This is a genomic window from Falsochrobactrum tianjinense, from assembly GCF_019100495.1.
GTDB lineage: Bacteria > Pseudomonadota > Alphaproteobacteria > Rhizobiales > Rhizobiaceae > Brucella > Brucella tianjinense.
On the sequence record NZ_JAHRVA010000007.1, the window covers coordinates 178,224 to 197,919 of the forward strand.

Consider the following 19,696-nt stretch of genomic DNA (forward strand, 5'->3'; position numbering starts at 1 on the left):
TTCGGTCCAGCTCTCATTTCAACGACATTTGCGTCGAAGCGATGGGCCGTCTTTTTATCAGTCGGTTGAATGACGGGCTTTCAGCCCTTGACCACAGTTCCCGAAGCCGGGAAATCTCCAATCAAAACAATAAGCGCAGACAGCGCCACGCATAAAGTCCGGTGCTTATAGGTATGAGGCGACGGAAAAGTCAAGAATTTTCACGACCAGATACAAATTAGGTCTTGTCTAATCGCGCTCTGGCCGTTATTGAGCCGCTGCACGCTCGGCATTCGCATCTGATGCTCGTTACTGTTCGATTCTTCATGGATCGTTTTACAGTGCTGCAAAACGCGGAGAGGTGGCTGAGTGGTTGAAAGTACCGCACTCGAAATGCGGCGTGGGGGTAACTCCACCGTGGGTTCGAATCCCACCCTCTCCGCCACTATCAAATTGCAAACTCTCCACCACCCCATTTAAACGCCGAAATTCCTTTTGATTTCAAAGGGGGTTAGCGGCTTCGACCGAACCTCTGAGACCGGCAAAGGGCCAGATTTCAGTCTCTGAACAGCTTTTGTCTCAAACCATGCGAACCTTGGTCGATTTGGTTCGGTCAAAGAATACTCCATGATTTCAATATTTTGCAATTCTTGAACTGCGCCCGAGTTGCAACGGGTGTCACTACCAGCCAGCCTGAACTGAGACACCCGAGGTGGACGTTTCCGGGCGGAATGTAGAGCAATTATACGAGCCGATGTCACTGTAGAACATAGAAAGCTACCATTCGACCGCTCGCCTTTTTGAAAGCACTTGTCTTTAATATTGACCGGTTGGTTGTAATTCCTACCCGATTTTTCTAAAGTCGGAGATTCGTGTCAGCAATATTTAACCCGGCTCCCCAAGCATTGTTAATTATGGACCAGAGAACCAGACCGGACTGAGGACGGAAAATTGACCGAGAAAATAACACCCACAGCAGGCCCGGCAAATTCTGAGGATGCTGTTCCGCCGCCAGAAGGTGCTACTGAAATTATTAATACCGATTACGAGATCGGCCAGGACAACATCAATTATCGAAGACGACTAGTTTTCGAATTCGACGTCCACAACCCCGTATTCGGCATATCCGCCCTGGCCATTGTTACCTTCACGATACTGACGCTGATTTTTCAGAGTACTCTTGGCCCCTTCTTTGTAGCCACACGGGATTTCCTAACGGCTAACCTTGACTGGTTCTTTATCATCGCCGGTAACATTTTTGTCCTGCTTTGCGCGGCCTTAGTCCTGCTCCCGTTGGGAAGAGTTCGGCTTGGTGGCCCAGACGCAACCCCTGATTATAATTACATCTCCTGGTTCTCCATGTTGTTTGCCGCGGGCATGGGTATTGGATTGATGTTCTATGGCGTATCAGAACCATTGGGTAATTTCACCGCTGCGTTCGAAGGTCCCATCACGAACGCAGACGGAGTTCGCACCGATTGGGCGCCGCTGGATGGCATGGCCGGCGATGCTGAGGGCGCGAGGCGCCTCGCGATGGCGGCAACCATCTTCCATTGGGCGCTGCATCCATGGGCGATATATGCCGTTGTCGCTCTCTCACTAGCGCTGTTTGCGTTTAACAAGGGCTTGCCGCTCACCCTTCGCTCTGTCTTCTATCCGATTCTGGGCGATCGCATTTGGGGGTGGCCGGGGCATGTCGTCGATATTCTTGCCATTCTCGCAACGCTGTTCGGGCTCGCCACCTCGCTAGGCATTGGAGCGCAGCAAGCCAGCGCTGGTCTTGATTTTCTCTTCGGTCTTCCATCGACCACCGGCAGCATGGTTGTTTTGATCATTGTGATCACAGCGATTGCCACTATTTCGGTCGTTGCCGGAATGGATAAGGGCGTGAAGCGGCTATCCGAACTCAATATGGGCCTCGCACTGCTGCTTTTGTTGTTTGTCGTTGTGGTCGGGCCGACATGGCAAATCACGACTGGTTTTTTTAAGAACCTCTTGGCCTATGTCGAGTATTTGCCCGCGCTTTCCAACCCAATCGGGCGCACCGATGATAATTTCCGGCATGGTTGGACGGCTTTCTATTGGGCGTGGTGGATCAGTTGGTCGCCCTTTGTGGGCATGTTCATCGCCCGTGTAAGCCGAGGGCGGACCGTGCGCGAGTTCATCATCGCAGTGCTCTTTATTCCTTCAATCGTCTCGACGATCTGGATGACTGCGCTTGGCGGAACTGCCATCAGCCAAGTGGTCGATCAGGGCATGACTTCGGTTCAGTCTGCTGTCCTGGAACTGCAACTCTTTGAAATGCTGGCCGGCCTTCCTCTGACTCCGTTGACTTCTTTGGTCGGCATTGTTTTGGTTATCGTGTTTTTTATAACATCCTCGGACTCTGGATCGCTCGTTATTGATACGATCGGTGCCGGCGGCAAGATGAATGCACCGACGCCACAACGAGTTTTCTGGGCAACTTTCGAAGGCTTGATCGCTATTGCATTGCTTCTCGGCGGCGGTCTTGCCGCCTTGCAAGCCATGGCGGTTTCTACGGGGTTTCCGTTCACCATCGTTCTGCTCGGGGCATGTTTCGCTTTAGTGAAAGGGTTGGTGACCGAACCACGCTGATCTTCGAAAAGTCGGCGTTCTGGCCCGTTATGCAACATTTCAACTCGTCCGTGGTCAAGCGCTGTCGATGGTGTGTCACTAAAATGCGCAAAGGGCGGTGGCTTTCAGGAAGTGGTTGGAGTGTTAGGAACGACGATGCTGGGGGCAAAATGCAGACCACGCAAAAAACATCTGAGACAAACATGACGAGTCAATCCGACAGTCGCTTGAGTCCTATTTGTTCCGCGCTCGTAACTGTTGTGCTCGCTTAGATTGGAAAAGAGTTGAGAACGGTCAAGGTTTTGCGAGCGTCCAGCTGCCTCACAGAGTAGAATCTGATGGCGTGCCGAATACCGCTTCCATCTGCTCCGCCCATGGCAGTTCGGCGACAACCATCAGATCATTGAGCGACAAGGACGGCGGGATGCGATGGATGAGCAGCCTTTCCAGCACGTCCGGGGCAAGATAGGCCAGTCGCATCATCCGGCTGACAAAGCGATCGCTGACATTGTCGGCCTTGGCAATATCGGCAATGGTTGAGGCCTCGCCGCGTTCGATCCTGCGCCGCCAGTTCCAAGCGCGAGCGATGGCCCGCAACACATGCGCGTCCTGCATCCGAGCCTCGGTGGGCGTGTGCTCTGCTGGCGGCAGGATCTTCGGACGACCGTTCTTCTTGCGAATGGTGAGCGGGATGACCACGCGGATGGTGTTTTCCGTCATGCCGCATCCTTTCCCATCTGCGGCGCCAGCATCTGTCTCGCCAACGATTTGATACCGTCATGCCGCAGATCGACGGCAAGACCTGATGCACCAACCGTGACGCGCGCCACGAGCAACTGGACAATGCGCGCCTGCTCGGCCGGAAACAGCGAAGCCCAGAGCGTGTTAAAATCTCCAAGCGCGGCAATAACCGCCTTGTCGTCGATGTCCGGTGTGTCCGATTTCAGGGCGGCAAGTGCCCGCGCTCTGACTTCAGGCGTGGCAATCATGCGGCGGATTTCGCCGACAACTGCATCCTCAACCATGGCGGCAGGAAGCCGCTGCGGTCCTTCTGTATCGGTGGGTCGGTTTCGAATAAGGTCCATTGAGGTGTAGTAACGATAGAGCTTGCTGCCTTTTTTCGTTGCGGTCGGCGTCATCGCGGTGCCGGTGTCAGTAAAGATCAGCCCCTTCAGCATCGCAGGTGTCTGGTTTCTCGACGCGGCGGCACGCAGCCGAGGGCTGGTCTTAAGGACGGAATGAACCGCGTCCCATAGCTCACGATCAATGATCGCCTCATGCTCACCGGGATAGCTCGTCCCCTTGTGGATGGCCTCGCCGATATAGATGCGATTGTTGATCAGCTTGTAGAGAAAGCCCTTGTCGATCAGCCTGCCGCGTTTGTTGACGATGCCCTCAGCTGCCAGCGCCCTCGCGACTCTGGTGGCCGATCCGATCGCCACGAAGCGCTCGAAGATCATCCTGACCGTTTTGGCCTCTTCTTCATTGATCACCAGTTTCCGGTCGCGGACATCATAACCAAGCGGGACATAGCCGCCCATCCACATGCCCTTCTTGCGCGAGGCGGCGAACTTGTCGCGAATGCGCTCACCGATTACCTCGCGCTCGAACTGGGCAAAGGACAACAAGATGTTCAGCGTCAGCCGGCCCATCGACGTGGTGGTGTTGAAGGACTGGGTGATCGAAACGAAGGTGACGTTGTTGCGGTCGAACACTTCCACCAGCTTGGAGAAATCCATCAACGAGCGGCTCAATCGGTCGATCTTGTAGACGACCACTACGTCGATCAGCCCGTCCTCGATATCGGCCAGCAGCCGCTTCAACGCAGGGCGCTCCAGCGTGCCGCCCGAAAAGCCGCCGTCATCATAGCGTTCGCGGATTGTGGCGAACCCTTCCGAGCGCTGGCTGGCAACATAGGCCTCGCAAGACTCCCGCTGGGCGTCGAGCGAGTTGAACTCCATGTCGAGCCCCTCCTCGCTGGATTTTCGGGTGTAGATCGCGCAGCGCAGACGACGCTGGGTCTGTGCGGTGTTCATCGTTCGGCCCTCCGTGCGTCGCCAAGGCCAAAGAAACGGTAGCCATTCCAATTGCTGCCGGAGATTGCCCTGGCGGCTGCCGACAGCGACTTGAAGCGGCGGCCCTGCCATTCGAAGCCGTCGCGCATCACGGTGACGGTGTGCTCGACGCCCTCCCATTCGCGCACCAGCCTGGTGCCAGCTACCGGATTGCGCGCATCGGCGATGATCGCCTTGCGGTCGGACTTGCCATCGACCTCGTCTGCTAACAGGTCCAGCATCTTGCGGGTTTCGCGGGAAAGCCCGCCGAGGGTCAGTTCCTGGATGCGCCAGGACAGCCGCATTTCCAGATAACCGCGGCTGTTGTTCGGCGCCGTAGTTGCAAACAGGACCTCCCACTCGCCTTTCAGTTCCTTGACCGACATGCGCTTGAGCGCGGCCAGCCTGACCAGCACCGGCGTGTCCGCCGCGGCGCCCGCGCGCTGTTGTTTCATTCCGGGGCCGGCCCGCTTCGACATTCCCGACATCATCACCCTCCAACTCGGTTGCTCGGTTTGCGACGACCAACACGGCGTTTGAGGGCCAAGATGTCGAATGAACTGTCTCCACCGGCGGCAGATAAAGAGCTGGACTGTTGGGACAGGATACGCCTCAGCCCGGCAGCCAGGATTGCGCCAACTTCGGCAAGCCGCTCATCCGCCGACATCAGGTTGGGTGACAAGGGATTCGGGGTTGAAGAAATGTCGTGCATGAGACCGTTCGCAATCATTGATGGTGAGCAAACGGTAGATGAGAAATAAGCAATAACAAGCAATATCAATCGCTTATCATGCTTGTGCGAAATCATCCGCATCGCTGCGTGCCACGGAACGGTGGAAATTGCTGCCCTCGGTGACTGCGCCGAACCGGCAGGCGGCGCATTGGCGCGAATCAGGCCTCATGCTCAGATGGTTCGTCTGCAGTACAAGGCGCCGCATTGACGGTCACTGTATTTCGCTCTACGTCAATCCGCATAAATGCGTGATAAAAGGGAATGGTGACCGCCATGCGATCAAGATGACATCGACTCTCGGACAGTCGATCGCCAAAGCCAGAAAGGCGAAGGCGCTAAGCCAGAAGGATCTGGCTGGCCGTATCATGAAGGAGGAAGACGGCAGGGCCATCTCGCCACAATATCTCAACGACATCGAACACGATCGACGAAGCCCAACCTCAGATCATCTCATTCGGCAGTTCGCGGTTGCCCTCGATCTTTCCGAAGATATGCTGTTCGTCCTGGCTGGAAAGATTCCAGATGAGGTACGTCGTGATCTCACGGATCCGGCAAAGGCTGGGGAGGCCTTCATGAATTTTCGGAAGACGATAGCAAAGAGGTAGTTTGTGCATGGTCAAGATGGTTCGTGATCTGATGGGCCGCTTTGCGCAACGTCCCTACTACCTCGCTGAGGAACTGGACCGCGAATGCGAGCAGGTCGTCACGGCCTTCTTGTCTGCCCGGCGCGACGAGGTCTGCTTTCCGATCACCACTGACGAGCTGTCTGTGCTGATCGAGACGGAGGGAGCCGACCTCGATTCGTGCGTAGACCTTTCCCGTTACGGCGACGACGTCGAGGGCGTGACAGCTTTCTACGCCGACCGGGAGCCGGACGTGATGATCTCCGATCGTCTGGCAAATGATCTTCGCCGCGAGAATCGACTGCGCACCACACTCGCCCATGAATTCGGCCATGTCCGTTTCCACCGCCACCTGTGGGCCGAGAAGCTGGCCACCGGCGACCTGTTTGCCGTCCAGAGTGAGAATGACAACAAGGCGATCTGCAAGCGCGACACGATCCTGAATGCGCGCCAGAGCGACTGGATGGAATGGCAGGCCGGCTATATCAGCGGCGCCATCCTGATGCCTGTTTCAGCCGTCCGAAAGTTGGCCGACGAATATTGCATGCCGCAGGGCATCCATGGTGCAGTCGAGCTCAACTCGGATCACGGCCAGATTCTCGTCCATTCAGTCAAGGATGAGTTCCAGGTGTCGGAGGAAGCCGCTCGTGTGCGGCTTCAGGCCTTGCATTTGCTGTCGGGCACCACGCAGCAATCCACACTGTCGTTCTGAGTTTTCCCCGTTAATCCGCTGAACAGCGTATTTTTGCGATTGACACCGCCCATCTACTCACTACGCTCTTTAGCAGATCGGCGTGTGGTGCGCCGAATTCTGACAAGGAGCAGATATGCCTTCGATTACTGCATTCATCCGCAAGACCCCCGCGACATCCCTCCGCACTTATTTTGAGCACAGCGGGATCGAACTACCGGTCGCCGTCAACTGGAATGAGCCTGACACCGACATCGTGCGGCCTCTTCTCCAGGCTGCCGACGAAATGGCCGATGACACTCGTGCCCGCATGAAACTCGATACCGAGCGCATCAATGGCATGGCCGATGAAGGCGGCCAAACCGCACTCTACGGTGTAATCGACGATCGCGCGGTACTTGATGATCTCGGCAACGGCCACGCGCGCGCCCTCTGGCTATTTCTCAATGACCGCGCCCGATTTCAACGAGCTGAGGAGGTTCGTTACACTGACGAGCGCCGTCGTGGGCGATATTGGGATGGCTTCGTCAGCATGCCAGGGCGCGATCTGCGCCGCGACCAGGCATCACTGGATGCTTTCAAAGCCGCTCTGCAGGCACGCTTTTCTTCAAGGAATGTACATGTCGATATTTTTGAGCGGACGCGGTCGATCTCAGACGGGACCGATTCCGAGATCGTCCAAATCACGATCTATCGCGAGGGACTGCCCGACGACCAGTTCGCCTTCAACAATGCTGGCGTGCTGCAGCGCCGCCCGTATCGCCCAGTCTTCGAAGCATCCATGACCTACGAGCCCGCGACGGGCGTGATCGAAGTCGTTGCGAACGATGGGGAAAGCCGCGCTGAACTGGCCCATTTCCTGACGCGCGACCTGATCGGCATTGAATTTCGTGGCGAGAAGGTCCCACTTCGCAAATACGATCTCGACGTCCTGCTTCGCCCGCACGAATTCCCGACCGATCCCGAGGATGGGATCGAATCGGTCGAGATCAAGCTGCTACGGTTGATGCCATTCGACAGCAATGGTGAACGGATCACGCTGGAATGTCTGCGTGGCACAGACCGCTCCATCTGGAGCATGGCGGCCGAACGGTTCGGTGCCCATGACCCATTGGCTGGGGGATGGCGAGCGACGCAGGCGAAACTCACCATCAAACTGCGACCCAAGGGCGATTCAAAACGCGGCAAGACGCTTCCGCTGACGATTACGATGTATGGCTGCAATCTGAGAGAGCAGACGGAAGCCGAGCAACTGATCGGCGAGAAATATCTGCGTCGTTGGGGCATTCTCTCCGAGGTGGAAAGTGTCGACGCCGATTGACCGCAAGGCCGTCGAGCTGCTGCTGTCGGTTCTGGAAAGTCCGGGCGCGAGGATCTCCGGATCGTTGCTTTCGGACTACCATCCGAAGCAGAGGGTGCAGTTGCTCGCTGCCAATCTGCTCAAATCTTGCGGCTATACCCCGGTAACCGCATCGCTGGCTGATCATGACGACGAACCGGTTTCGCTGATCTGGTCGGCCGAGCACGATGGCTATGGATATTTCAGCCCGTCAGCGGGCTGGATTACCGTTCCCCACGAGCGCCTCGCCGTTTTCAGCGTGAACTATCCAGCGCTGCTGGCACAGATGATGGTTCAGTTCGACCTTGCATCACGTGGCGGGGCGACGGCGCTGGTACCGGACGTTCTTTGGGAAATTGGCGATGCCCGCATCGGCCGCCGCAAGGCTCGCACATCGATCTGGTTTGCGCGTCGGCTGTATGACTCAGCAATCCGCCGACAGATTGTCGATGCAGCCGCTCGGCGGCCGGTCACACAGGTTCGGATCCTTCTGACCACCACAACTGCTGCTCGTCTGCCAGACCAGCCAATCCCCGGTCACCTTATTGTTCCCGTCCGCGATGTCTTTGATTTCGGCGCAGGCCTGGCCATCCGGCCCGATATTCTTACAGCACGCCTAGATGGAACGTCCCACATTGACGTGAAGGAACGGCTCTATCTGTCGCCGGACGGACGGAAACTGATCATCGATGGAAACGTCACGATCAACTTCAAATCGGAAATTCACATCGCGATCATCCGCATGCTCGTCGACGGCTTCAAGAAGCACAAGCGCTTTAGCGCCCGAGAGCTTCTCGATCACGCGCATTCCGGTGCCGATTCACCGCGCACGGCATTCGGCAATAAGAAATGGAAAGAACTGGAGCCCTACCTGACTTCCGTCGATGGACTATGGGGCTTTGAACTTTGACGATTTTCTCTCTGTTTTTCTCTCTCTGACTGGGTCGGTTTTCTCTCTCCCCGTCCGCCAATCTCCTCGGGTCTTCGAACGAAACCCAAGGAGAAACCGATGTCTACCAGGCACCTCTCCCAGATCGAGCTTGCTGCCCGCTGGAACATTTCGCATCGCACACTGGAACGTTGGCGTTGGACGGGCGAAGGCCCGCAGTTCGTCAAGCTCGGCGGCCGCGTCGTCTATCGCCTTGAAGATGTAGAGGCCTACGAGGCGGAGCAGATTCGCCAGAGCACTCCCGGCCGTAGCCACCAGGCACAGGCGTAGGGGGTGGCGATGATGATTTCCAACCGTACGCCCAAGATCGCCGCCTTGTGCGAGCACCACTACGGTCTCGACAGGCTTCCTACCGCCGTTCGCGTCCCGGCATTCGCTGGCCGCGACGAGACGCTGAAGTCGATCGAGACGACCACAGTCGATGATCTCGCTTTCGCGCTGATCGGCCTCAATGAGCAGTCGTCCGCCCTTTATCGCGAGATCGAGGCGGTGCGCATCATCCACGACGAAGCCCGCAAGGCCGGTGCCCTCGGCACCGACATTGCCATCGACGCGGTGGTCGCTGCGAAGGAGAGCAAATAATGGCCCTTCCCATTATCACCATCGACGAGCGGATGGCAGCGCCGCGCAGCATCAAGGGCTGCATCTTCGGCAAATCCGGCATCGGCAAGACGTCGCTGTTGTGGACGCTTGATCCCGCCAACACGCTGTTCATGGATCTGGAAGCCGGCGATCTCGCCATCGAGGGTTGGGCCGGCGACACTATCCGCCCCAAGACCTGGGAGGAGTGCCGCGATTTTGCCGTCTTCATCGGCGGACCCAATCCGGCGCTGCGCGACGACCAGGTCTACAGACAGGCGCACTACGACAATGTCGTCGCGCAGCTTGGCGATCCCGCCCAACTCGATCGCTACCAGACGGTATTCATCGACTCGATCACGGTCGCCGGCCGGCTCTGCTTCCAGTGGGCCAAGGGTCAGCCGGATGCGTTTTCCGACAAGACCGGCAAGCCCGACATTCGCGGCGCCTATGGCCTGCACGGCCGCGAGATGATCGCTTGGCTGACGCACCTGCAGCACACACGTTCAAAGAACATCTGGTTCGTCGGCATCCTCGACGAGAAGCTCGACGACTTCAATCGCAAGCTGTTCGTACCGCAGATCGAGGGCGCTAAAACCGGCCTCGAACTGCCCGGCATTGTCGATGAAGTTATCAGCATGGTCGAGCTGAAGGACGATGACGGAGTGCCTTACCGCGCCTTCGTCTGCCAGACGCTGAACCCTTTTAGCTTTCCCGCCAAGGACCGCTCGGGCCGGCTCGATGTGATCGAGCAGCCCGATCTCGGGCGGCTGATGGACAAGATCCGCAACGCCGCGCGCCAGGCTTTCGCCACGCCGGTGACGACCGCCCCTTCCCAATCCTCCCTCTCCGCAGCTCAAGAACAAGGAGCCTGACCCATGTCGGCATGGAACGATTTCAACGACGCCAAGTCCAACACCAACCTCATCCCCAAGGGGACGCTGGCCAAGGTGCGGCTCACCATCCGCCCCGGCGGTTTCGACGATCCGGCGCAGGGCTGGACTGGTGGCTATGCCACGCGCGGCTCGACCGGCGCCGTCTATCTCAATGGCGAGTTCACAGTGCTGGAAGGTCAGTACGCCCGGCGCAAGATCTTCACGCTAATCGGCCTTTACAGCCCGAAGGGTCCGGATTGGGCCAATATGGGCCGGGCCTTCGTGCGCGGCATGCTCAACTCCGCGCGCGGCCTTTCCGACAAGGACCAGAGCGAGGCAGCACAGGCCGCGCGCCGTATCTCGGGCTTTGCTGACCTCGATGGTTTGGAGTTTGTCGCCCGTATCGATCTCGGCACCGATACCAACGGCGACGACAAGAACGAGCTTCGCGCCGCCGTTACGCCCGACCACAAGGACTACGCTGCGATCATGGGCTTGGTCAGGGCAACGCCGCAGACCAGCACGCCGCAAGCCGGTGCTCCGCAAGCCAACGCCTATGCCGAGGCCAAACAGCATGGCAGCGCGCCTTCAGCCCGCCCGTCCTGGGCACAGTAGAGCGAGGACCCTGCATTGTTGCTTCGTCCCCGCCAGAAACTCTTTGTTGAGCGCAGCCTGTCTGCGCTCGACACCCACGCCAACACGCTCGGCGTTGCGCCAACCGGTGCCGGAAAGACGATTATGCTGTCGGCCGTTGCCGGCACGGTGCTCGGCGATACTGACGCCAAGGCGGCCGTTCTTGCCCATCGTGATGAGCTGACCGCTCAGAACCGGGACAAGTTCGCCCGCGTCAATCCCACCATTACCACCTCGGTGGTGGATGCCAGCGACAAATCCTGGAACGGCCGTGTCACCTTCGCGATGGTGCAGACATTGTCGCGCAGCACCAACCTTTCGGCCATGCCAGCGCTTGATCTGCTGGTGATCGACGAGGCGCATCACGCCACCGCTGAAAGTTACCGGCGCATCATCGACCAGGCGCTGAAGGCCAATCCGTCCTGCCGCATCTTCGGCGTCACCGCGACACCCAACCGTGGTGATCGCAAGGGCCTGCGCGAGGTCTTTACCAACGTCGCCGATCAAATCCGCATCGGCGAACTAATCCGATCCGGTCACCTGGTGCTGCCGCGCACCTTTGTTATCGATGTCGGCGTCAAGGACGAACTGGCCAAGGTCAAAAAGACCGCCAGCGATTTCGACATGGGTGAGGTCGAGCGCATCATGAACTGCGCGCCGGTCACCGATGCGGTCGTCAAGCACTGGAAGGACAAGGCCGCCAACAGGCAGACCGTCGTGTTCTGCTCGACGGTCGATCACGCGCGCTGCGTCACCGACGCCTTCAATTCCGCAGACATTGCGGCCGGCCTCATCCATGGCGAGATGGCTGATAGCGAGCGCAAAGCTGTGCTTGCCGCCTATGGCGCCGGTGATGTCCAGGTCGTCGTCAATGTCGCCGTGCTGACCGAGGGTTGGGATCATCCGCCGACCTCCTGCGTCGTGCTGCTACGCCCGAGCTCGTTCAAGTCGACGATGATCCAGATGATCGGGCGGGGCTTGCGCACCATCGATCCCAATGAACATCCGGGCATCGTCAAGACCGATTGCATCGTGCTGGATTTCGGCACCTCGAGCCTGATGCACGGCTCGCTGGAACAGGAAATCGATCTCGTCGGCCACGAGGCCTGTGGCGACGCGCCGACGAAATGCTGCCCGCAATGCGAGAGTGATATCCCAATCGGCTGTCAGGAATGCCCGCTTTGCGGTTTCGTTTTCGAAGGCGTCGAGGCTGGCAGCGACATTCCGCTCACCGATTTTGTGATGTCGGAGATCGATCTCCTCAAGCGCTCCAGCTTCCACTGGTGCGATCTGTTCGGCGACGATGCAGCCCTTATGGCCAACGGGTTTTCTGCATGGGCCGGTGTCTTCTTCCTGAATGGCCGCTGGTATGCGGCTGGCGGCGCCAAGGGGCTCGAACCGCGCTTGCTGGCGATCGGTGAGCGCATGGTGTGCCTTGCCGCTGCTGATGACTGGCTGAACGAGCACGAGTCTGATGAGAGCGCCCACAAGACCAGGCGCTGGCTGTCGCAACCGCCCACCGACAGGCAACTGGCATATCTGCCGCCGGACTATCGGCATGATTTCGGGCTGACCCGCTATCAGGCATCCGCGCTGCTCTCCTTCCAGTTCAACCGCAATGCCATCCGCAGTCTGGTCTTCGGAGCAGACCGACAGGATCTGGCGAGGGCAGCATGATGGTGGACCCGTCCGAGGCCGAGCAGGCTGCCATCCGCAGTGCGATGAAGCCGGTCGCCGAGATCTTGGAGGAGATTGGTTGGCAGACCCGTCTTGCCGATCTCTCCGAACATCAGGCGCTGACCCTGATCGAGGTCACCGTCACCGGCTACCAGGACGCTCTGCGTGAATACATCGCCGCCAATCCACCTATTGATCCGGAGATACCGTTTTGATGCTGGACTATAATCACAGACCCAAACCCGGCGAGCAGATTACCGCCCTGATCGATGCCGCACTGGTGACCGAGAACAAGGCCACACCGCCGCGCTCTTACCTTGGCGGCTCTCGCCTTGGGCAGCCTTGCGAGCGCGCCCTGCAATATGAGTTTACGGCAACGCCCAAGGACGAGGGCGCCGGCTTTTCTGGCCAGACGCTGCGCATCTTCGCCATCGGCCATGCGCTCGAGGATCTAGCGATCCGATGGTTGCGTGCGGCCGGCTTCGACATCTACACGCGCAAAGGTAATCGTCCCGACGGCGAGCAGCTCGGATTCTCGGTCGCCGGCGGCCGTGTCCGCGGTCATGTCGATGGCATCATTGCTGCTGGCCCGGAGGGGTTCGACCTGGCCGTTCCCGCACTCTGGGAATGCAAGACCATGAATGCGAAGAACTGGCGGGCCTGCGTCAAGAACGGTGTCGCCAAGTCAAAGCCAGCCTATGCCAGCCAGATCGCGGTCTATCAGGCCTATATGGAGCCGCAGGTTCCCGGCATCTCGGCCGCACCGGCGCTGTTTACCGCCATTAATAAAGACACAGCTGAGCTCTACCATGAACTGGTGCCGTTCGATGCCGAGCGCGCTCAGACCGCCAGCGATCGCGCCGTGCGTATTCTTGCCGCCACTGACACCGGCGAGTTGCTGCCGCGTATCTCCACCACCAGTGACTTTTTCGAATGCCGCTTTTGTCCGTGGGCTGAGCGTTGCTGGGAGTTGCCGGTATGAGCGACGAGCACGATGACAACATGACCGGCTCCCCCGAACAGCCCGTCACCGGCGAAATTGTCCACTTCAATCCCTGGCGCGACTTTAACGATGCGCCGCGCCAGATCGACGTGTTCGGCGACGAGCCGGACCCCGACCAGATCATCCAGTTCATGGATGTGGTGTTCGGCTATTGCGAAGGTCTGATTCCGGTACGCAGCTTCATCGACAAGGGTCAGGGCTTTGACGGGCGCCCGCACAATATCTGGATTGAGGCCGACAATAATGTTGCCGACAAGATGGCAACATTTGCCAATTGGGCCGGCCGCGAGGGGGCCGCCGTCTATGTCATTCCCGGCACCGTTGCCGCAAAAGGCCAGGCCAAGGCTGCGGACATCCTGCAAATGCAGACGGTGGTCGTCGATATAGACACCGGCGACATTGCCGCCAAGCGCGCCCATCTCGAGCGCCATCTCGGATCTCCCACCATGGTGGTGGAAAGCGGCGGGGCGACGCCGGAGGGCCAGCGCAAGGCCCATGTCTGGTGGAAGCTGAGCGAACCCGCTGAAGGTGACGACATCGCCCGTGTCTGCCGTCTGCGCGGCGACATTGCCGCCAGGGTCGGCGGCGACATACATTTTCGCTCAGCGCATCAGCCGATCCGGGTGGCAGGCTCTGTCTATTACAAGAACAGCCTCAAGACGCAGGTGCGTATTGTCGAGCTGAATGCCGACCTCGAGCGCGATCTTGAGGAATTCATCGAGGCCGTCACCGACATGCCGCCCGCGCCGGGCATTTCGCTCCAGCCCGACTTCTCGACGCCCGACAAGCCCGCTGTCGCCGATGTGCTGGTGACGCCGGTGCGCGAGGGCGCCCAGGATGACTGGTCACGCTTCGAGGGTGCTTCGGCGGCGATCGGCCATTACATCCGCATGGTGCATGATGGCCGGCTGTCGAAGGACGAAGGCTGGCAGGCGATCTGCGAATACAACGCTGCCATGCTGCGCCCCCAGTGGCCGGTCGAGCGGTTGAAGCGCGAATCCGAGCGGCTCTGGGCCATCCATGTCGAGAAATACGGGCCTCCGCTCATTCGCCTCGACAGTGCAGCACCTGTACCCAATGAGCTGCCCAGTTTCACGCTTAGAGCGCTGCTCGACGACACCAGTCCGATGCCGGCTGACATCATCGCACCGCGCGTGCTGACACCTGGCGGGCTCATGGTGCTGGGGGGCGCGCCAAAGGTCGGCAAGAGCGACTTGCTGATCAGTCTGCTCGCCCATATGGCGGCAGGCGTGCCATTCCTTGGGTTCACGCCGCCAAGGTCGCTGCGCATCTTCTATCTACAGGCCGAGATCCAGTATCACTATCTGCGCGAGCGCATGCAGCAGATCGCTCTCCCGCCCGAAGTCATCATGGCGGCACGTGACAATCTCGTTGCCACGCCAAAGCTGCAGATGCTACTCGATGCCGAGGGCAGCGTGCGCGTCGCCACCGCGATCCGGCGCGCCTTTCCGGTCGATCCGGTCGACATCATCTGTATCGATCCGATCCGCAACCTTTTCGACGGCGGGCCGGATGGTGGCGGCGAGAACGACAATGACGCGATGATGTTCTTTCTCATGGAGCGCGTCGAGGTCCTGCGTGATCACATAGATGCCGATTGCGGCGTTGTCCTGATCCACCACACTAGGAAGCTTTCCAAGCAACAGGTGAAAGACGATCCCTTTCTTGCACTCTCCGGTGCCAGCGCTCTGCGCGGTTTTTACACCACCGGCCTCATCCTGCACCGGCCAGACGAGGATGTCTCCCAGCGTCGTCTGGAGATCGAACTGCGCAACGGTCCAGCGTTGTCGGCAAAACTCATCGACAAGGTCAATGGCCAGTGGGTTGAAATCAACCCGATGAACGAGCGGCTGGTGCGTGCCGAGGTCGGTGCAAAACATGATGCTGAGCGCATGCGCAAAGGCGATGTGATCGTAAGCCTGCTCTACGACGAAGCTCTTCGTGGCAAGGTCTACACGATGACCCAGTTCGCCGAAGCTTTCGAGAACACGGGAGGTCTCGGCGGACAGACAGTCATACGTGATCGTTTGAACGTGTTGACGACCAAAGGAGCGATCAAGTTTGTCCGCGGCGCTGCTGCCACCCGTATTGGGCTTGCCGCCGAGCGGAGCAAATATGGCTATCTGTGCGTCGAGGGCATGGCGTTTGCCACCGGCGGTGACGTCGTTGATCCTGAAACCGGAGAGGTCGCACCGGAACTTATTCCGGTTCTGCCCAGCCATTATAAATGCCCACAGACCGGTGCCGTCCTGCCCGTCGAGAACCCTGCCGTCTGGGTTTATCAGGGAGAGGATTTGGCATGACCTACACGCTCTCCTGCTTGCAAAATCTGGTCGGCAATTTCCGAAATCTGCACCAGATTTTGCAAAATCTGCTCTCCCCGCGAAATCTGGAATCTGGTTTTCTCGATTTAAAATCAATGACTTGGAAAGTTATTTCCAGATTTCGGACACAGCTTTCCGAAATCTGCTCCACAATCTGGAATTATTCAATGCAATCAATGACTTCTAAGCAGATTCCAGATTTCGGAAAAGCACCCCTAAAGGGGTGGGTGGACTCCCCCGCAAGGCGGGATGTCCACCACCCACCCCTGGGCAAATTTCTCGGGCTCAAATCTGGGTTCGAGACACCATCCGACGGCAGCGATCTTCTGCCCGCGCGGCACCAGGCCGCCGTCATCCACCAGAAAAGTCACCCCAAGAAGGAGGCTGATCATGGCTGATCCGATTCAGCGCATGGCGGACAACGGGACAATCCCTGCGCTGCCGCTCGACACGCCCGGTAACCGCTGCATCCTCGCCCTCGACCTCGGCACCACCACCGGGTGGGCATTGCGTAGCGCAGACGGACTGATCACCAGCGGCGCGCTGTCGCTTCGTCCAGGTCGCTTTGACGGTGGTGGCATGCGCTATCTGCGCTTCGCCAACTGGCTGGCCGAGATCGATCGGCTGTCCGGTCCCATGGCCGCGATCTATTTCGAGGAAGTCCGTCGTCACCTCGGCACCGATGCGGCTCACCTCTACGGTGGCTTTCTCGCCACAGTGACATCCTGGTGCGAACGGAAGGGTGTCGCCTATCAGGGCGTGCCGGTCGGAACCATCAAACGCCATGCCACCGGCAAGGGCAACGCCGGCAAGGAGGCCGTGCTTGCCGCCGTTCGTGCACGCGGCTTCAGTCCTGCTGACGACAATGAGGCCGATGCAATCGCGCTGTTGCTTTGGGCGACGGAAACCGCAGGAGGTGTGCGATGACCGGTTGGACGCCGAGCATGGTGGAGGAGCGCCTCGCAGAAGCCGCAGCAGTGCTGAAATGTCTGCCCGAACCGCGGCGGCAAGGATACTTCAACACGTGGCCAGCCTATTTCTACGAGTTCGCCGATCTCGTTGGTCAGGTACCGGCACCAATACGACTTGCGCCGTCGCCTGCTGCCATCGGCCGGATGGAGCAAACACTCACCTGGACCATGGGTCTCGAACCGATCGATGGCAAGATCGTCTGGATGAAAGCCTATGGCTGGCGCTGGAAGATCATCTGCCGCAACGTTGGTCTCCAGCGTTCTGCCGCCAATGAGCACTGGCTTTACGGACTGTGCCTCATCACTCTGAAACTCAATCAGCAGCGGTTCAATCGCAATCTGTCGAGACGCAAGGTGATCAAGCTGGTTTGTGCGTCGTAACTGTGAGCAGTCGATAGAACTCTGTTCGGCGGACAGTTTACGAACGGACAAAAACGGCTTCTATGGGGTATATTCTGACTAAGCTCGCGAGAGTAGCGTCCGCTGGAGATGATCGTCGCGGGCGTTGTTGTTTCACCGCCCTTAGCATCATTGAGGTTAGCTTTGCCTGTTCGTCCGCCAGTCCATCGCCCCGTGGGGTGGCGCGAGAAGAGTGAACGCGACCGGGACTATGATCGCAAGCGCGATCCGGTTGCACGTAGGCTTTATCGCTCGCGCCGCTGGCAGGCCGAACGCCTGGCTTTTCTGCGCGAGCAGCCACTCTGTGTCGACTGCGAAGCTCATGGCCTGATCCGCCCGGCGAACATCGTCGATCATATCGATCCGCATCGAGGTGATGAGACGGTGTTCTGGGACAGGGACCGATGGCAGGCGCTCTGCGCCTCTTGTCACAGCAGGAAGACAGCGACGAGCGACGGCGGCTTCGGAAATCCTCGGCGCTCAGCGTGAGGCTTTCATGCCCCCGGGGGGCCTTGAAAGTTGCAAAGGCTCCGATCGGAGACCAGGGCGCGCCAAAAACACATCCGTGGCCAAAATGGAGCATGGGGGGTGCGCCCCAAAATGAACGATCCAGAAGAAGGACAATTTCGTGTCAGCTACCGATCAGGAACCTGCTGTTCTCGGCGCTATCGATCGCCAGCTTGCGGTGGAATACCGCCGCCTGGATGAACTGGTGCCCTATGCCCGCACGCATTCCGAAGCGCAGGTCGCCGAGATTGCCGGCTCGATCCGCGAATTCGGCTTTACCAACCCGGTGTTGATTGCCGAGGATGGCACCTTGATTGCCGGCCATGGTCGCGTGCTTGCGGCACGCAAACTCGGCATGGAGACATTACCTGCCATCGTCCTATCGGGCCTTTCGGAAACGCAGCGTCGGGCACTGGTGCTTGCTGACAACCGCATCGCCATGAATGCCGGATGGGATGAAGAATTGCTCGGTCTCGAACTCTCTGATCTGCAGGAGGCAGGCTTTGACCTTGGCCTCACCGGCTTTGACGATGATGAATTGCAGGACCTGCTTTATGGCAATCGTGATGAGCAGGACGGCCTGACCGAGGATGACGCCATTCCGGAAGTCCCGGTAACGCCGGTGAGCCGGCGCGGCGATCTCTGGTTGCTTGGCAATCATCGCTTGCTGTGCGGTGACAGTACCGCTCCAGCAGATGTCACGCGCTTGATGAACGGCGAGCGGGCGGCGCTGTTTGCCACCGACCCACCTTACCTGGTTGACTATGACGGCACCAATCATCCGACCAAGAAGAACGCGTCAAAGCGGGCGAAGAAGATCGCCAACAAGGATTGGTCTGAAGATTATATCGAACAGCCCCACTGGGATGACTCCAGCCAGGGGCCAGAGTTTTATGAAGCCTTCTGCCGGGTGGCGATCGATCATGCCATCGCCGAGGATGTCGCCTGGTATTGCTGGCACGCCTCGCGTCGTCAGCGCATGCTGGAAAATGTCTGGGACCAGTTCGATGTTCTGCATCATCAGCAGATCATCTGGGCGAAATCTCGCCCGGTGCTGACGCGCTCGGTGATGCTGTGGGCGCATGAGCCCTGCCTGTTTGGCTGGGTTCGCGGCAAGAAGCCAAGGATCAATCGCGAGGGGTTCGAAAGCTGGCCGACGACGGTCTGGAACATCCCGTCCTCGGAAATCGAGACCCGAGAGCATCCGACCTCGAAACCGGTGCGGGTGTTCACGCTGCCGATGCAACTGCACACCCGTCCTGGCGATATCTGTTACGAGCCGTTTTCCGGCTCCGGATCGCAGCTGATTGCCGGCGAAAAGACCGGCCGCAAGGTTTATGGTCTCGAACTGTCAGAAGCCTTTTGCGACGTGGTCATCCGACGCTGGCAGGCGTTTACCGGCAAGCAGGCGACGCTCGAGGGCGACGACCGCAGCTTTGACGCGATCGCCGCCGAGCGCGTGCCCGATACCGGAGATACGGCCAAGGATGCAGCGGCATGAAGCAGTCGCGCACCATGTCGCTGGTGGAAGCGCTCACCAATGTCGCCATCGGCTATGGCATCGCCGTCATCACCCAGATCGTGGTGTTCCCACTGTTCGGACTGACGACCACGCTTTCCGAAAACATGGCGATGGGCGCCATCTTCACCGTGGTGTCGATCGCGCGGTCCTTCACCTTGCGCCGCCTTTTCGAAGCGGTACGCCTTCGCGGAGAAGGCTCTGGATAAACATGGGGGTTTCGAC

23 protein-coding genes and 1 tRNA gene are annotated in these 19,696 nt (G+C 58.9%); 20 read left to right on the forward strand and 4 right to left on the reverse strand.

The annotated features are described in order from the left end of the window. Nucleotides 1-334: 334 nt before the first annotated feature. Nucleotides 335-424: transfer RNA gene (locus tag KUG47_RS15195), tRNA-Ser, on the forward strand. Nucleotides 425-930: 506 nt separating this feature from the next. Beyond that, nucleotides 931-2,595: a BCCT family transporter gene (locus tag KUG47_RS15200; RefSeq protein ID WP_175556656.1), complete on the forward strand. Its 1,665-nt coding sequence runs from the start codon at nucleotides 931-933 to the stop codon at nucleotides 2,593-2,595. A 300-nt stretch (nucleotides 2,596-2,895) separates the two neighbouring features. Here the strand turns inward: KUG47_RS15200 and KUG47_RS15205 are convergent, their stop codons facing one another. The 4 genes from KUG47_RS15205 to KUG47_RS15220 are packed head-to-tail and all read right to left on the reverse strand — an operon-like array spanning nucleotide 2,896 to nucleotide 5,442. Then, on the reverse strand, nucleotides 2,896-3,294 hold the full coding sequence (locus KUG47_RS15205) for a hypothetical protein (RefSeq protein ID WP_217678815.1): 399 nt from the start codon (nucleotides 3,292-3,294) through the stop codon (nucleotides 2,896-2,898). Then, nucleotides 3,291-4,610, reverse strand: coding sequence for a recombinase family protein (locus KUG47_RS15210; protein WP_217678816.1), 1,320 nt, complete (start codon nucleotides 4,608-4,610; stop codon nucleotides 3,291-3,293). The genes KUG47_RS15205 and KUG47_RS15210 overlap by 4 nt, the downstream gene beginning before the upstream one ends. Continuing rightward, nucleotides 4,607-5,107, reverse strand: coding sequence for a DUF2924 domain-containing protein (locus tag KUG47_RS15215; RefSeq protein WP_254799581.1), 501 nt, complete (start codon nucleotides 5,105-5,107; stop codon nucleotides 4,607-4,609). Before KUG47_RS15215 ends, KUG47_RS15210 begins: the two co-directional genes overlap by 4 nt. 11 nt (nucleotides 5,108-5,118) lie before the next feature. Beyond that, on the reverse strand, nucleotides 5,119-5,442 hold the full coding sequence (locus tag KUG47_RS15220) for a hypothetical protein (protein ID WP_217678817.1): 324 nt from the start codon (nucleotides 5,440-5,442) through the stop codon (nucleotides 5,119-5,121). A 26-nt stretch (nucleotides 5,443-5,468) separates the two neighbouring features. Between KUG47_RS15220 and KUG47_RS16775 the strand changes: the two genes are divergently transcribed. The 18 genes from KUG47_RS16775 (at nucleotide 5,469) to KUG47_RS15310 (ending at nucleotide 19,680) form a co-directional block, all read left to right on the forward strand. Next, nucleotides 5,469-5,966, forward strand: a complete 498-nt coding sequence (locus KUG47_RS16775; RefSeq protein ID WP_254799582.1) for a helix-turn-helix domain-containing protein — start codon at nucleotides 5,469-5,471, stop codon at nucleotides 5,964-5,966. Nucleotides 5,967-5,973: 7 nt separating this feature from the next. Further along, nucleotides 5,974-6,696: an ImmA/IrrE family metallo-endopeptidase gene (locus KUG47_RS15230; protein ID WP_217678818.1), complete on the forward strand. Its 723-nt coding sequence runs from the start codon at nucleotides 5,974-5,976 to the stop codon at nucleotides 6,694-6,696. A gap of 115 nt (nucleotides 6,697-6,811) precedes the next feature. Beyond that, complete coding sequence (locus KUG47_RS15235) at nucleotides 6,812-7,996, forward strand: hypothetical protein (RefSeq protein WP_217678819.1); 1,185 nt, start codon at nucleotides 6,812-6,814, stop codon at nucleotides 7,994-7,996. Then, the gene (locus tag KUG47_RS15240; RefSeq protein WP_217678820.1) at nucleotides 7,980-8,924 is read left to right on the forward strand and encodes a hypothetical protein; all 945 of its coding nucleotides are present in this window, start codon (nucleotides 7,980-7,982) and stop codon (nucleotides 8,922-8,924) included. The genes KUG47_RS15235 and KUG47_RS15240 overlap by 17 nt, the downstream gene beginning before the upstream one ends. A gap of 99 nt (nucleotides 8,925-9,023) precedes the next feature. After that, nucleotides 9,024-9,233, forward strand: a complete 210-nt coding sequence (locus KUG47_RS15245) for a helix-turn-helix transcriptional regulator (RefSeq protein ID WP_217678821.1) — start codon at nucleotides 9,024-9,026, stop codon at nucleotides 9,231-9,233. Between the two features lie 9 nt (nucleotides 9,234-9,242). Next, nucleotides 9,243-9,545, forward strand: coding sequence for a hypothetical protein (locus KUG47_RS15250; RefSeq protein ID WP_254799583.1), 303 nt, complete (start codon nucleotides 9,243-9,245; stop codon nucleotides 9,543-9,545). Beyond that, the gene (locus KUG47_RS15255) at nucleotides 9,545-10,417 is read left to right on the forward strand and encodes an ATP-binding protein (RefSeq protein WP_254799584.1); all 873 of its coding nucleotides are present in this window, start codon (nucleotides 9,545-9,547) and stop codon (nucleotides 10,415-10,417) included. Before KUG47_RS15250 ends, KUG47_RS15255 begins: the two co-directional genes overlap by 1 nt. Nucleotides 10,418-10,420: 3 nt before the next feature. Beyond that, nucleotides 10,421-11,032: a hypothetical protein gene (locus KUG47_RS15260; protein WP_217678822.1), complete on the forward strand. Its 612-nt coding sequence runs from the start codon at nucleotides 10,421-10,423 to the stop codon at nucleotides 11,030-11,032. A 15-nt stretch (nucleotides 11,033-11,047) separates the two neighbouring features. Continuing rightward, nucleotides 11,048-12,727, forward strand: a complete 1,680-nt coding sequence (locus tag KUG47_RS15265) for a DEAD/DEAH box helicase (RefSeq protein WP_217678823.1) — start codon at nucleotides 11,048-11,050, stop codon at nucleotides 12,725-12,727. Next, nucleotides 12,724-12,942, forward strand: a complete 219-nt coding sequence (locus KUG47_RS15270; protein ID WP_217678824.1) for a DUF6511 domain-containing protein — start codon at nucleotides 12,724-12,726, stop codon at nucleotides 12,940-12,942. The genes KUG47_RS15265 and KUG47_RS15270 overlap by 4 nt, the downstream gene beginning before the upstream one ends. Beyond that, on the forward strand, nucleotides 12,942-13,709 hold the full coding sequence (locus KUG47_RS15275; protein ID WP_217678825.1) for a PD-(D/E)XK nuclease family protein: 768 nt from the start codon (nucleotides 12,942-12,944) through the stop codon (nucleotides 13,707-13,709). The genes KUG47_RS15270 and KUG47_RS15275 overlap by 1 nt, the downstream gene beginning before the upstream one ends. Then, a complete protein-coding gene (locus KUG47_RS15280; RefSeq protein ID WP_217678826.1) occupies nucleotides 13,706-16,054 on the forward strand; it encodes an AAA family ATPase in 2,349 nt (782 codons plus the stop codon). The genes KUG47_RS15275 and KUG47_RS15280 overlap by 4 nt, the downstream gene beginning before the upstream one ends. Beyond that, nucleotides 16,051-16,473: a hypothetical protein gene (locus tag KUG47_RS15285; protein WP_217678827.1), complete on the forward strand. Its 423-nt coding sequence runs from the start codon at nucleotides 16,051-16,053 to the stop codon at nucleotides 16,471-16,473. Before KUG47_RS15280 ends, KUG47_RS15285 begins: the two co-directional genes overlap by 4 nt. 13 nt (nucleotides 16,474-16,486) lie before the next feature. Then, a complete protein-coding gene (locus tag KUG47_RS15290) occupies nucleotides 16,487-17,002 on the forward strand; it encodes a crossover junction endodeoxyribonuclease RuvC (protein WP_217678873.1) in 516 nt (171 codons plus the stop codon). Further along, nucleotides 16,999-17,427, forward strand: a complete 429-nt coding sequence (locus tag KUG47_RS15295; RefSeq protein WP_217678828.1) for a DUF6362 family protein — start codon at nucleotides 16,999-17,001, stop codon at nucleotides 17,425-17,427. Before KUG47_RS15290 ends, KUG47_RS15295 begins: the two co-directional genes overlap by 4 nt. 162 nt (nucleotides 17,428-17,589) lie before the next feature. Then, on the forward strand, nucleotides 17,590-17,934 hold the full coding sequence (locus KUG47_RS15300) for an HNH endonuclease signature motif containing protein (protein ID WP_254799585.1): 345 nt from the start codon (nucleotides 17,590-17,592) through the stop codon (nucleotides 17,932-17,934). 139 nt (nucleotides 17,935-18,073) lie between these two features. After that, entirely contained in the window at nucleotides 18,074-19,453 is a 1,380-nt protein-coding gene (locus KUG47_RS15305) for a DNA methyltransferase (RefSeq protein WP_217678830.1), read from the forward strand. Next, nucleotides 19,450-19,680, forward strand: coding sequence for a DUF7220 family protein (locus tag KUG47_RS15310; RefSeq protein WP_217678831.1), 231 nt, complete (start codon nucleotides 19,450-19,452; stop codon nucleotides 19,678-19,680). The genes KUG47_RS15305 and KUG47_RS15310 overlap by 4 nt, the downstream gene beginning before the upstream one ends. The last annotated feature ends 16 nt before the right edge of the window (nucleotides 19,681-19,696 follow it).

Excerpts from the sequence above, each read along its gene's own strand:
- KUG47_RS15235 (WP_217678819.1), top strand. The coding sequence starts at position 6,812 with ATGCCTTCGATTACTGCATTCATCCGCAAGACCCCCGCGACATCCCTC.
- KUG47_RS15280 (WP_217678826.1), top strand. The coding sequence starts at position 13,706 with ATGAGCGACGAGCACGATGACAACATGACCGGCTCCCCCGAACAGCCC.
- KUG47_RS15220 (WP_217678817.1), bottom strand. The coding sequence starts at position 5,442 with ATGCGGATGATTTCGCACAAGCATGATAAGCGATTGATATTGCTTGTT.
- KUG47_RS15215 (WP_254799581.1), bottom strand. The coding sequence starts at position 5,107 with ATGTCGAAGCGGGCCGGCCCCGGAATGAAACAACAGCGCGCGGGCGCC.
- KUG47_RS15270 (WP_217678824.1), top strand. The coding sequence starts at position 12,724 with ATGATGGTGGACCCGTCCGAGGCCGAGCAGGCTGCCATCCGCAGTGCG.
- KUG47_RS15260 (WP_217678822.1), top strand. The coding sequence starts at position 10,421 with ATGTCGGCATGGAACGATTTCAACGACGCCAAGTCCAACACCAACCTC.
- KUG47_RS15245 (WP_217678821.1), top strand. The coding sequence starts at position 9,024 with ATGTCTACCAGGCACCTCTCCCAGATCGAGCTTGCTGCCCGCTGGAAC.
- KUG47_RS15310 (WP_217678831.1), top strand. The coding sequence starts at position 19,450 with ATGAAGCAGTCGCGCACCATGTCGCTGGTGGAAGCGCTCACCAATGTC.
- KUG47_RS15290 (WP_217678873.1), top strand. The coding sequence starts at position 16,487 with ATGGCGGACAACGGGACAATCCCTGCGCTGCCGCTCGACACGCCCGGT.
- KUG47_RS15205 (WP_217678815.1), bottom strand. The coding sequence starts at position 3,294 with ATGACGGAAAACACCATCCGCGTGGTCATCCCGCTCACCATTCGCAAG.
- KUG47_RS15210 (WP_217678816.1), bottom strand. The coding sequence starts at position 4,610 with ATGAACACCGCACAGACCCAGCGTCGTCTGCGCTGCGCGATCTACACC.
- KUG47_RS15285 (WP_217678827.1), top strand. The coding sequence starts at position 16,051 with ATGACCTACACGCTCTCCTGCTTGCAAAATCTGGTCGGCAATTTCCGA.
- KUG47_RS15255 (WP_254799584.1), top strand. The coding sequence starts at position 9,545 with ATGGCCCTTCCCATTATCACCATCGACGAGCGGATGGCAGCGCCGCGC.
- KUG47_RS15295 (WP_217678828.1), top strand. The coding sequence starts at position 16,999 with ATGACCGGTTGGACGCCGAGCATGGTGGAGGAGCGCCTCGCAGAAGCC.
- KUG47_RS15275 (WP_217678825.1), top strand. The coding sequence starts at position 12,942 with ATGCTGGACTATAATCACAGACCCAAACCCGGCGAGCAGATTACCGCC.
- KUG47_RS15230 (WP_217678818.1), top strand. The coding sequence starts at position 5,974 with ATGGTCAAGATGGTTCGTGATCTGATGGGCCGCTTTGCGCAACGTCCC.
- KUG47_RS15250 (WP_254799583.1), top strand. The coding sequence starts at position 9,243 with ATGATGATTTCCAACCGTACGCCCAAGATCGCCGCCTTGTGCGAGCAC.